Annotated in this window: 11 protein-coding genes and 1 pseudogene; 7 read left to right on the top strand and 5 right to left on the bottom strand. The window is 33.7% G+C overall.

Annotation, left to right across the window (positions count from 1 at the left end; genetic code table 11):
* Nucleotides 1–122: 122 nt before the first annotated feature.
* The gene (locus tag A5883_RS12005; RefSeq protein WP_086338744.1) at nucleotides 123–254 is read right to left on the bottom strand and encodes an Arm DNA-binding domain-containing protein; all 132 of its coding nucleotides are present in this window, start codon (nucleotides 252–254) and stop codon (nucleotides 123–125) included.
* 1,385 nt (nucleotides 255–1,639) lie between these two features.
* On the bottom strand, nucleotides 1,640–1,735 hold the full coding sequence (locus A5883_RS19725; protein ID WP_176323988.1) for a hypothetical protein: 96 nt from the start codon (nucleotides 1,733–1,735) through the stop codon (nucleotides 1,640–1,642).
* A gap of 2,525 nt (nucleotides 1,736–4,260) precedes the next feature.
* Here A5883_RS19725 and A5883_RS19220 point away from each other — a divergent pair.
* From A5883_RS19220 to A5883_RS11975, 4 genes are all read left to right on the top strand, one after another.
* On the top strand, nucleotides 4,261–4,404 hold the full coding sequence (locus A5883_RS19220) for a hypothetical protein (RefSeq protein ID WP_176323987.1): 144 nt from the start codon (nucleotides 4,261–4,263) through the stop codon (nucleotides 4,402–4,404).
* Nucleotides 4,405–4,888: 484 nt separating this feature from the next.
* A complete protein-coding gene (locus A5883_RS11990; protein ID WP_086338659.1) occupies nucleotides 4,889–5,080 on the top strand; it encodes a hypothetical protein in 192 nt (63 codons plus the stop codon).
* 875 nt (nucleotides 5,081–5,955) lie between these two features.
* Entirely contained in the window at nucleotides 5,956–6,144 is a 189-nt protein-coding gene (locus A5883_RS11980; protein ID WP_086338658.1) for a hypothetical protein, read from the top strand.
* 127 nt (nucleotides 6,145–6,271) lie between these two features.
* Nucleotides 6,272–6,484 (top strand): hypothetical protein, encoded by a 213-nt coding sequence (locus tag A5883_RS11975; protein ID WP_254907848.1) that lies wholly within the window; start codon nucleotides 6,272–6,274, stop codon nucleotides 6,482–6,484.
* A gap of 374 nt (nucleotides 6,485–6,858) precedes the next feature.
* Here the strand turns inward: A5883_RS11975 and A5883_RS11970 are convergent, their stop codons facing one another.
* Nucleotides 6,859–7,116, bottom strand: coding sequence for a hypothetical protein (locus A5883_RS11970; RefSeq protein ID WP_086338656.1), 258 nt, complete (start codon nucleotides 7,114–7,116; stop codon nucleotides 6,859–6,861).
* A gap of 826 nt (nucleotides 7,117–7,942) precedes the next feature.
* Between A5883_RS11970 and A5883_RS11965 the strand changes: the two are divergent.
* From A5883_RS11965 to A5883_RS11955, 3 genes and pseudogenes are all read left to right on the top strand, one after another.
* A pseudogene (locus A5883_RS11965) lies at nucleotides 7,943–8,586 on the top strand (phage antirepressor).
* Between the two features lie 309 nt (nucleotides 8,587–8,895).
* Nucleotides 8,896–9,159, top strand: a complete 264-nt coding sequence (locus A5883_RS11960; RefSeq protein WP_369596884.1) for an EF0163 family protein — start codon at nucleotides 8,896–8,898, stop codon at nucleotides 9,157–9,159.
* A 259-nt stretch (nucleotides 9,160–9,418) separates the two neighbouring features.
* Nucleotides 9,419–9,979, top strand: a complete 561-nt coding sequence (locus A5883_RS11955; protein WP_086338655.1) for a hypothetical protein — start codon at nucleotides 9,419–9,421, stop codon at nucleotides 9,977–9,979.
* A 369-nt stretch (nucleotides 9,980–10,348) separates the two neighbouring features.
* Here the strand turns inward: A5883_RS11955 and tnpB are convergent, their stop codons facing one another.
* Both tnpB and A5883_RS11945 read right to left on the bottom strand, forming a co-directional pair.
* Complete coding sequence (gene tnpB / locus A5883_RS11950; protein ID WP_086338654.1) at nucleotides 10,349–11,494, bottom strand: IS200/IS605 family element RNA-guided endonuclease TnpB; 1,146 nt, start codon at nucleotides 11,492–11,494, stop codon at nucleotides 10,349–10,351.
* 11 nt (nucleotides 11,495–11,505) lie between these two features.
* On the bottom strand, nucleotides 11,506–11,612 hold a 107-nt coding region (locus A5883_RS11945; protein ID WP_176323986.1), incomplete at its 5' end, for a transposase.

Here is an 11,612-nt window from a genome sequence, read left to right as displayed (position 1 = left end):
TTAGATCCAATCATCAAAAACCGTAGGAACTACGGGGATAGTTTGGTAAATAAGAGAAACCTCTGTGAGTAAAGAAATACGCTTGCAAGTATGCTCTATTCCCAAGAATCTCGTGACTTTAGTCATGAGAGGTTCAATTCCATTTCTAGCCTAGTTAAAGCAATCGTTGCTTCTTTTATCGTTGAGAATCCTTTTAGTGTAGTCTTTATTTGTTTTCCGGTAACGGGATCGATTCTTAAATATTTTTGGAATATATAGGCGGTTGAGCTGTTTTTTGTATATTTTTTATTGGATTTGGTTTTTGGTCATATTTATTGTTTTTTATTTTTATCCTTGTATAGAAACCATAAAAGCAAAAGTCCTACGATAAGGACTCTACATAATCCTAAAATTGTTTTATGATCTAGATTCATTAATGATAGCATAATCGATTCCTCCAAGCTAAACAAGTTTAACTGCGCCCCCATAAGCTGTAACAGATTGCATTTTTCCATAAATAGATTCTGAATTAAATCGTATTATAACAATTACATCGTCTATTTATATGAAATCATCATGTTTTCCCATTCTAGTGAGAACTAATGTTATTGCATTGTTAATAATTATATGTTAGGAGCCAATCTGATTCAATGTGAAGTTTCCTATATCCTTGCTAAGAACTAGTAAGTGAATGATCATTGTATTTTTTGTTTTTTATTACATCAGTATTGTTTTCAATAATATATTCAACTACAGTACGTACTTTATTAATCGTAATGTTTTTTCTTATATCGTTTTAAAGATCTTTTAAAAGCAGGAGTTCGTTCAAATTTCATTGATATATTATCCCGCTATTCATTTACAGAATTAAATGATTCAGTATTTCCGCTTTCAACCTCTAAACGAGCTTTAATATTTTCTAGATTTTTAATCTATATATTCAATAATTGTGTAGTTTTTTCTGTGTTGTTCATTTCTTTAACCGCCTTTTTTTATTTTTTTCCTGATATCCATAGAAGGAGTAGAAGCAGTAAAATTACAATACAGAGAGTAAATATAAGAAGATGATATATTTTACCTCCCTATTTGGTTACATAATTATTCTTCCTACAATTCTAAAGTCTCCTATCTTAGTTGCAAGTATGTCATTATAATTTAATAGAAATGATTGAAGCCTCGCATTGTAATTTTCAAACCATATACGCTAAAAAAGGATTGACCATTTACAATAATTGCACCGCTGTAAACTTCTCCTTGTTTCATATAAACACATAATTATCATTATGGAAAATCGGCTCCATGGAATCCTCGTTTATAGTTAAATAAAAGTCAGCATCATCAGGAATGATTTCGGCAGGGGCCATATTTTTCTTTATATTCATTTGACAAGAATTCACCAGTACCTGCAGAGGTACAACCACATCAATCAATGGCAGGCATGTTTTTCTTTTATTGTTTTTGTTCGTTGTATTGTTCTAAAGAGGTGATATTCTTATTCTGACTGTTTTCTTTGGCTTGCTCTTTATAGATTTTTTTCTTGGCAAGATGTTTCTGGTTTTGCTGAAGCATCAGTAATTAAAGATAAATTTGTATTTTCTTTATCGGATTTATCAGCTCCGAATAACAAGGTTTCTACATCAGTATCGAAAAAGTTGACTATTTATTCAATTTCTTCAATTTTAGGGTATCTTTCTTCAGATATCCATCGAGAAACAGTCGATTTGTTACGACCTAGATAATCGCCTAATTCTTCCATCGTCATTTTTTTGTTGACGAAAAAAGTTTAACATTTTACCAAACTTAATTTCTTTTTTCATTATAAAATTCACCTTCCTTATATACAAGTATATATTGGTATGTACTAATGGTAAATACAAAAGTTTACAAAAATGCAACTAGTGCTTTGAAATCAGATAACTAACTAGCATAGGAGGTGTGGGAATATCTGTGCTTCAATTAGATGAAATTAACTTAGGACCAGCATTACTTGAGAGGGGAAAAGAAATGGTAGCTGAAAAAGGGCAACAAAAAGCGTAGGGGTTCATTGATGAATATAAGAAAAAGCTGGAGATTCCTGATTTGATGAATTACAAGCAAGTTGCCCAATAAATGAATACTAGCTACAACACATTGAAGTAAGTATTTATTAAAAAGCTAGGCTTGCCAGTAGTAATGACTGAAGGATACGAACGAATCAGGTAATGTGAGAACGTTCGTAGAGAGCTTAAGTAATTCCAAAAACTGCTTTATCAAAATCGATTGAATTGTCAACTAGAAGTGAGGCGAAAGTACGAAAATTATAGTTGAAGGAACATCAGAAGAAATAAAAGAATTGCTCCAAGCGATTAGGAGTAGTAAGGAGCAATTAAAAATCAAATTCCCTATTTTATTACAAGATGACAAAACTGTTTTTTGTGAACTAGATATGATCTAAGATGTTATTCGTGAAGACAATGTTAGTGCATTGCTTGTTAAGTCGTAAATACTAAAAAATCGACAAGGAAAGAAAAGTTAGATTTTATCAAAATGGTATTTCCACATGTTGAAAAGATAATACCTTTTGCAACTGAGGATAACCTAGAAACGTTTTTTGAATAAGCGCAACAAAAACTAGACTACGAACTGACGGAGACGCAGTTTGAATGAAAAAATCTACAGGTTATGATGCATAGGAATACTATTATTTATGTTCGGCATTGGTGTGTTTGCTCTTGGATAAGCTCCTACATGGATTAAAATCGGCTTTTCGAGTGTTATCGTGCTGTGTCTGATGATCTATGATGATGCCATATTTGAACGGGAAATGAAAAAGAGAGAAAAACAACATGATAGCAGAAGAAACACTTCATCAATTTTGATGCAAAAGCTGTAATAGGAAGACACTCGTCAATGTTATCGAATTGAAAAAATGTATGCCAAACGATAGATGTCATTTATGAGCAAGAAAGGAAAGTCTTTACTGACACGAAGAAAGCTCGTCTAGCTGAACTGGACTCAATCAAGCGTGTAGAGGCATTTTGGCTATTTGAAATCAAACATTTGACAATTAGAAAGCGAGTCGAGAGTATTACTTCATATTAGGAATCTCAATAAAAGTAATCATCTATTCTTCTCTTGACAAAGATTGTAAATGGGAGATTGTAATCAAAGCAACCGCTTTATTAGATACTTTTCCATATGATTGATTTATGAACTCAAAGGATTTCGTTATTAATGTTCAATCTTTGATTCAGCGTGATCTGGATACAGAAACAATACTTGCTTGTGCCAGTTCGATTCGCATCGAAGGCGGTGATGATTTGATTGATAATGGAATTTCTCATACTGTCACAGTAAAGAAGGCGTTGCAATACTAACAAAAGAAGGAGTAGAAAGTCCTGCTGAATTGTGTCCATATCGCACGTTTTTAGAAGTGGAACACCCTTCAAGTTCTCTTTTGTATTCCGAATCGATAAGCGAGGAAACAGTACCGATTATTGCAAGGAGAGAAAAGTAAAAGAGAGCTTTTCTCACCAGTAGGCAAGAGAAGCTCAATAGCAATAGCAAATTATTGTGACAAAAAGAGAATATCATGATTACTGAAAAAAATCAATATTTGATCAAAGAATTGGCAGAAGAATGTTAGGAAGAAAAGGTGTGTTGTTTTAGCGCAAGTAGGAAGAGAGCGCTTGTAGCAATTGCTGCTTTTGAACAATACGATTAGGAAAAACAAGAATTACTAGAAACGGATTGTAATTGTTCGAAACATAGCGCCTTGAAAAAATGTTCGGTATTGAAACGGAAGAGTCATCGAAACAAATCCATACATTTGTGACAGATAATCCAAACGAAATCTCTGCTATTTTAGCATGCATTTTGGAAGATGAGTTTGAATGGGTAAGTATATAGTAACAAGTTACGACATCTTACTACAAGATGGACGTAGCCATGTATTTTCGAATTTTCATTTTGATGATATGCAAGAAGCAGTAGACTTATATGCACATTGGAATGAAGATGATACTGGCACGATGATCTATGAATTGGATTGGCTACTTATCGACTATCGAATAAATAAACGACGCATACGCAATAAATTTGTGTTACTGTGCTATACCACGAAATTTTTCTGGATATAATCGATGAATCGACACCGAATTCATCGATTATATCCAGTGCTAGGGATTGTTAGTGGAAAAGATTGACTCAAACAAAGCCAAGAGGATTTTATCAATGAGTTATGATTTAGAAACGATCTTTAAACAATAGTCAATCGCAAACTACCAAGGATAAGGCGGACTAATGACTACTGCAATTAGCCGAAAAGTAGAGGAAGTAAAAAGACAGATTTTTATAGCAAAGCAATTTACTAGAAATCCATTTGATGCGGAACGACGGATTTTAGATGTGTGCAAACGCCAGTCTTTAGCAAAAACAGCTATCTAAAACTACCCTCATGGTGGGCAAATGATTGGGGGCCTTCTATTCGGCTAGCGGAGGTTGTTGCTCATAATTGGAGGGAATTCTTTTTTTGTATTAAGGAGTTACAATAATTGCTAGGGAAATATGTGGCCATGGCTTATACAAGGGACCTTTGAATCCAATACAAGGTAAAAAAAGTGTTTACTGTAAAGCATGAGCCGCCATACAAAGAAAGGGATTACATATTTTAAGGATTCAAGGGATATTTATGAGTTGGTTGCAAATAATGGCGCACGACGTGTACGAGCATGTATTTTGGGGATGGTTCCCGGAAATATTATTGAAGCTGTAGTTGAAGAATGCAATAAAACGATAGATAGCGCAAATGTTAAACCATTAATAGAGCGATTGGATTAAATGTTCAGATTGTTAAAAAACTTGACGTCACACAAGAAATGATTAAAACAAGATTTGGTAATAAAGCAACAGCTTTTACTGAAAAAATGGTGTGTACTTAGCAAAAATTTATAACTCGATCAAAGATGGCATGAGCAAAGTAGAGGATTGGTTTGAGATTCCAACTGATGAAAAGAAAGAATTCGTGGAATTAGAACGAGTGTTCTCTCAACCAAAGAAAGCCCCGTTAAAAGAAGTAAGGGCGGTTGATACTGATGGACCTAAACAAGAAGAATTATTATAGCAACGAAGCTGATTGGCAGCATATGTCAGTCAATATGTAGGGAATGTGAATATTATCGCCAGCGTAAATCTATAGCTGGTTTTGTAGAAGTAAGTGATTTGTTGGATTGACTAGAAATACGAATGAATACAGAACATGTCAAATTGTATTGGAAAGTGATGCATTCATTCGTCTGGACCAATTCGTATATGTATAAACTTTGGAACCTGTGTCTGATGAAAGCAAGCTACAAACAGTGGAAGATTCTTTTTAACGGAAAAGAGATACCGATGAACAGCAGGGAATTCGTCATAGGGCGCGACGCATTAACATTAGAGATGAATGCTGGGATTCAATGTGAACATCAAGTGAACGGCATTTCTGTATAGCGATGGTTGAAAAAAATTGAACGTGAGCAAATGTTGCATATTAAATTAACCACGAAATACAGCATCATATCAATAAATAATTGGGCGTTTTACCAAGACGGTGAACAACAAATGGAACAAACAAGAAAAATAAAAAAGAGAAGAATATAAAGAATAAAACATTATCATCGCAAACACGCCAAGTGCGCGTTTACGACTTAGACTCGAATTATTATAACTCGCAGAACAGCTATTCAAACAGATTTGTCAGAATTAGGAAATCAAAGAATAGAACTCTCAACGTTGGACTGACAACATTTAGAAAATGATCGAGATCGACAAGTGGACTGAAGACCAAGTAAGCTGGATGATTGATCGGAGTCTCAAAAATGTATGCTGGTCAGCAAATATCTTATCTGTTCGCAAACTGTGTGAGAAATACGATACCATGGCGTCACAATTAAATAGTGAGCATAAACAAGCGGAAAGAAGAAGTGATCGATGAAGAGTTAAGGAGGATCCTAGGAGATGGGGGAGACACCAGTGAGTTTTGGTAAAGTGGTGAAATCGATTTATGACTCGTTTTTACCAGAACAACAAGAACTCATGAAGTTTTTTCTCAAATCAATGCTTGCATATGTCAAACAGACAGGTGATATCACCGGCAAAGAGGTAGAGTACAAATTCCGTAAGTTCATGTTTTTGCATCGGTACTAGCTGATTTATGAGGAGAAGGTACCTGCAGACTATTTTGGCAATCATTTCTTGGAGGCAATGACTGAAGAGTTGTGGGAAGAAGCGAAGTCGCTTTATTGCGAGTTAGCAACAAAGGAGGATTCGATTGATGCATAACGAGAAGAAAATCATTATTTTACAAGAGGCGAATTTTTATTGGTGTGTTGGGAGGATTAATCAGGCAAAAGACTTGTTTGAAAAAGGGTATCGACCAAGTGAAGTTGCCGGAATCATGAATGAAAAAGTGATTGATATCGGATTTGTTTATTTGTATTTGATGGACACAAACCAATTAAAAAGGGAATCATATGACTTGCGGTAAATGAAAAGACGAATGAATCATTTGGGTGAAAGATAACTATAATCGGGCAAGAGTAGTCAACTGCCCGATCTGCAATAAAGAAGATTCAGTAATTGATAGAAATTATTGACTAGAGAAAAAACTAGCCGTTTGGCTAGTTAATTAAGAGAATTTCCGGAAATTAAGTCTTGAAGATGATGGCGAATATCTGAGTTTTTTCAGATGTAGGCATTTCTTTGCATAGGTCTGTAAGTCTTCGATAGAGATATCGAATTTTTCCATTAGGAATGAAAGTTGAAATAAAGTTCTAATCTGTTCAAATTCGAACTGTCTAATACGTTTTTCTAATTCATTCATACGATTATTCCTTTTTAGATAATTATATAAAAGACTCTCTAGGAGTCTTCATTGTCAATGGTTATCCCATTCTTAGCGAATTGGTCAAGAATAGTTTTCGTCAGATGAGTGTTGAATTCGAATTCAATATCAGACAAAAATTTGTCCTTGTATTCCTGAGAGATGATTGTTAACTCGTGTAAAAAATCTATTGGGTCATCGACAAGTTCAATTTCTGTTGCTGGGTAATTAGTATTTTTTAGAATGGTATTCATTGCGGTATTCATTGCGGTATTAAAATCAACAGTAATTTTCATACGATCGCCTCCTATGGCGATTATATCATAGATGAAGGGATAGGAGGATACAGAAATTTAGCACGTTTTTTATATTTAAAACGAAAACAATATACGATATACTACAAATCTATTTTAGCAGTCAGATGGTTTGCCTACGAATCGAAATTGTTCGTGTACGGTATATATTGAAAGAAATCAAGCTTATGCAATCCACTGGCTTGAAAGATAAGGATAGCGTGGAGTTTTTGCGATGTTGGTTGGGATAATCATGAAGAAGTTTACGGGAAAGTTGTTTCGCTGATGGGAAATTATTATACGAATGGGGAAACATATTTAGTGACTTATTCGAAATTGATAATATAGAGATTGTTGGTAATATATGGGCTAACTCAAAACTATTGGATTAAGCAAATAAACCGTAGCCAAACAATATCATAACGATTCTAACTGTCTTGGCATTAGTTGTTTAATCTATACAGTTGTGGATAAGCAGAGACAGATTAATCAGTTACAAAAGCAATTGCAGTATGAGCAGATGAAGTACAAGATGCTTATTAATAATCTGTTAGTTAGAAATGCGATGGAAGCAGGAGGGTGAATATGACCATAGCAGTGTTAGTCATCACAGTGTGGTGCTGATGTTTGTTGGTGTGATAATTGGTAAATAATTGATAAAAGGAAGAGTTGATTGGTAAAGACGAAATTAAAGATAAAAAAGAAGCGTAGAAACAAGAAGCGGAAATGAATGGAACAGTAAATGATAGATACGTGAAGAGGGAGCAAAAAGCAGATGGAAATACTACAAATTTTTGACTTTGAAAATAATCAAGTGAGAACAGTTTGAGTGAATGATGAGACTTATTTTGTAGTGAAAGATGTGGCAGAGGTTTTGGGATTTAAAGACATAAATAACGCTTTGAAGCAATATGTTGAAAGTGAAGACAAAATAACGAGATGCTAAAACACCACCCCATTTTTTAAAGATAAATTAGGTAGGAATCAATATCCAATTTTGATAAATGAGAGATGTTTTTGCTTTAATTTTTGGTAGTATGTTATCATCTGCTAAGAAATTCAAATGTTGAGTCATAAGTGAAGTATTATCTACAACCCGAAAAATACGCAGCTATACGAATGTTTCTTGCTCATTTGCGGAAGCTTTACGATTATCATCTGATTTTGAAGAAGAAAAGATGATATTTGAACAAAAGGTTGCTGAGTACGAGCCTAAGATTGCTTATCTTGATCCGATTTTAGCATCGAAAGACGTAGTGACTACTTCACAGATTGTAGCGGATTATGAGATGTATGCAATCGAATTAAATAAGTTGTTGTATCAACTAGGTGTGCAACGAAAGATAGGGGGCAGTGGTTACTTTACAATAAATATATGAATTGCGGGCACATAAAATCTTATACAAGTGAAATTCTTCAAACAGACGGAACGAAGAAAAATGTGGTACTAAGTGGATACAGAAGGGAAGGTAGTTTATCTACGACTTATTGAAAACGGCATAAAAAAACGAACCTTCTACGGAGAGTGACCTACATGATAAATGTGGAGATATAGAAGGTTCGAAAAAGGTTGCGGAAACCACTAATAAACGAATTTTTTAGGAATGTTCATATGTCCGAGTTGAGTCACTAAGGAAGAAGCAACCTTTTATATTAGATTACTAGATAAAATAAAATAGTCAATATTATTTAATAAAAAAGATAGCCGGTCATTGGCTACTTGTACATAGAATAGTGAATCGAAGCAAAACTCTTTTTTTGTTATAATATATCTTTACAGATGTGTACAAATGCAATCAAGCAGTGCGAGAATATATGACGGAACGTTGTATTCAAGATAATAGTATCGATGTTGATCCGTATGTTCAGATAAAAACAACAGGAAAACTTCATCAAATCACACAAGATGTAGACAATTCGGATCAGTATTTATTGTTTAGTGAAGAGCACGCCAATGAGGTAAAACGTTTTGTTTTATTACAAGTAAATATAGTGGAACAGAAAATTGATGCGATCAAAGTGTACTATGTTCGAAGCGCATATTAAATAACTGATATTTTAAAATAAAGTTAAAAGCAACAAGAACTATTGATAATGCAAATAACGGTCATAAGAGTAATTATACCGTGAAAAAAGCAAAAAGAATAGACTGTTTTTTTAATAAAAGATATGGCACATTCAAATTGTGAAGGTTGTTACAAAGCGGAAAGGAGTAAAACAAAAACGGGAAAAAATAAGCTTTGGAAACAATGACAAAACAATAATTGATTTATTAAAAATTCAATGATATAAGGAGGCAGTCTATATGTCGAAAATGGTAAAGTTTTTATCGTTGTTTGGTATATTGCTGATTGGGTTTAGTGTATTAGTTGGTGCTGGAACAAGTGTTTATGCAACTGAAAATCTTGATAACGGTGCTACTTCTTTAGAACTAAGTTCAGATGAACAATTACAAACAGAACAACTTGCTAAAGATTTAGAATTTTATTTTGAAAAAATTGGAATAATCCAAGAGAATGGCACGTATGTTATAACAAATGTAGTGTTATTAGAAGAGAGAGCTAATCAGGGAGATATGTATGCAAAAAAATTATTCGATGTCTATTTAGCACCTACCACTAGAAGTGCAGGAAGTTATGCAAAGTGTGTATTGGTAAGTGTAAGTCCTGTTTCTTATTTAAGTGATGTAATGGCTGCGTTAGAAGCATTTACTGGCAAAGGTGTAGGGGAAGCATTAAAATCATTAGGAGCTTGGGGAGCGGCAAGAATCATTGTAAAAACTTTAACTAAATTAGGTATGAATACTTCTGTGGCTGGAATTGCTGCACAATTAGCTACAGCATTAGTCACTTGTGTAGGTAATTAAAATTGTTAGATGTATTATATAAATTGCTTGTAATTAGCACGCTAGTTTTTGTAGTATATTTTGCGTATGATAAATATGTGTATCCTCCTGGGAAAAAGATAAATTTAAAAAAAGATTTATTGTTAGGAACAATCTTTTTAATTTTATTATTCTTAACAAGCTATATTTATAAATTATTATGAGTGTTATCGATTCAATTTGTTAACATGTGGTGCAGTTGAGGCAAGTTAACGATTTTGAACCTCTCATGACTAAAGTCACGAGATTCTTGGGAATAGAGCATACTTGCAAGCGTATTTCTTTACTCACAGCGGTTTCTCTTATTTACCAAGCTATCCCCGTAGTTCCTACGGTTTTTGATGATTGGATCTAAGCTAATCCCATGGAATGTAATCTTAGACCTTCGGTCAGAATATTGATACTAGCATTGATATCTCGGTCATGATGAGCATGACAAACAGGACAAGTCCATTCTCGAATTTCTAGAGATTTCTTGCCGTCTTTGTGTCCACAATTTGAACAGATTTGACTAGATGGAAACCATTTATCTACTTTGATGATTTTCCGACCGTACCAGTCAGCTTTGTATTGTAACCTAGTCACAAAACTAGACCATGAAACATCCGAAATACTTTTTGCTAGTTTATGATTACGCAACATACCTTTTGTATTTAAGTCTTCTATACAAATAATATCGTGGTTTTTGATAATCTCTGTACTCAACTTGTTTAAAAAGTCATTGCGTTGATTCATTACTTTTTCATGTAGTCGTGCTACTTTTCGTTTTTGTTTTTGATAATTTTTAGCTTCAAAGAGATTGATGCCTTTCTTTTTAGCTAGTAATGCACGTTTTGACAACTTACGTTGTTCACGTTTGAGTTTTTTTGCCATTTTTGACGTGAATTTATTGTTATCAATCTTTTGACCATCAGAAAGGATTGCAAAATCAGTTATACCAAGGTCAATTCCAATAGCGGAATTAGATCTAGGAAACTCAACTATTTCTTCTTCACACAGGATGGAGACAAAAAATTTACCACTCGAATTTTTCCGAATTGTAGCATTTAAGATTCGCCCTTTGGGCTCTTGACTTTTCGCAAATTTAACAAGTCCTAACTTAGGTAGTTTTATGAAATTATTTCTAATTTCAATACTATTATTCACATTTTTAGTTGTATAACTTTGTATAGGATGTTTTTTGCTTTTAAATTGTGGTCGTTTATTTTGCTTTTTAAAGAAGCGAGAAAAAGCATCAGAAAGATTTTTCAATGAGGATTGAATCGCAATACTGTCAACTTCTTTTAACCAAATTGTCTCTGCATTTCTTTTCATTTGTGGAAGCATGGCAGAACAAGAATTATAAGATAATCCTTTTCCAGTAGTCGCATATGCATGATTCCACAAATTCAAAAAATAATTATAGACAAATCTTGAACAGCCAATGGTTTTAGTCATTAATAGTTCTTGTTCTTGATTAGGATAGATTCTAAATTTATAAGCCTTATGTTGTAGCATATGGATTCACCTCATTTCTTTTTCTGATTTTGTATATATTTTCTAATTTGTTCTTCTGTATTTTCGCTAACAGTAGCTACAAAGTAGCTTGGATTCCAAAGATGTCCACCCCAAAGGA

Source organism: Enterococcus sp. 5B3_DIV0040, assembly GCF_002140755.1.
In the GTDB taxonomy this organism is placed as follows: Bacteria; Bacillota; Bacilli; order Lactobacillales; family Enterococcaceae; genus Enterococcus_D; species Enterococcus_D casseliflavus.
This window is presented reverse-complemented; position numbering and strand designations above follow the sequence as displayed.

Coding starts and splice junctions, on each gene's coding strand:
- A5883_RS19725 (WP_176323988.1), bottom strand. CDS start 1,735: ATGGAAGAATTAGGCGATTATCTAGGTCGTAACAAATCGACTGTTTCT.
- A5883_RS19220 (WP_176323987.1), top strand. CDS start 4,261: ATGACTACTGCAATTAGCCGAAAAGTAGAGGAAGTAAAAAGACAGATT.
- A5883_RS11980 (WP_086338658.1), top strand. CDS start 5,956: ATGGGGGAGACACCAGTGAGTTTTGGTAAAGTGGTGAAATCGATTTAT.
- A5883_RS11975 (WP_254907848.1), top strand. CDS start 6,272: ATGCATAACGAGAAGAAAATCATTATTTTACAAGAGGCGAATTTTTAT.
- A5883_RS11970 (WP_086338656.1), bottom strand. CDS start 7,116: ATGAAAATTACTGTTGATTTTAATACCGCAATGAATACCGCAATGAAT.
- A5883_RS11955 (WP_086338655.1), top strand. CDS start 9,419: ATGTCGAAAATGGTAAAGTTTTTATCGTTGTTTGGTATATTGCTGATT.
- tnpB (WP_086338654.1), bottom strand. CDS start 11,494: ATGCTACAACATAAGGCTTATAAATTTAGAATCTATCCTAATCAAGAA.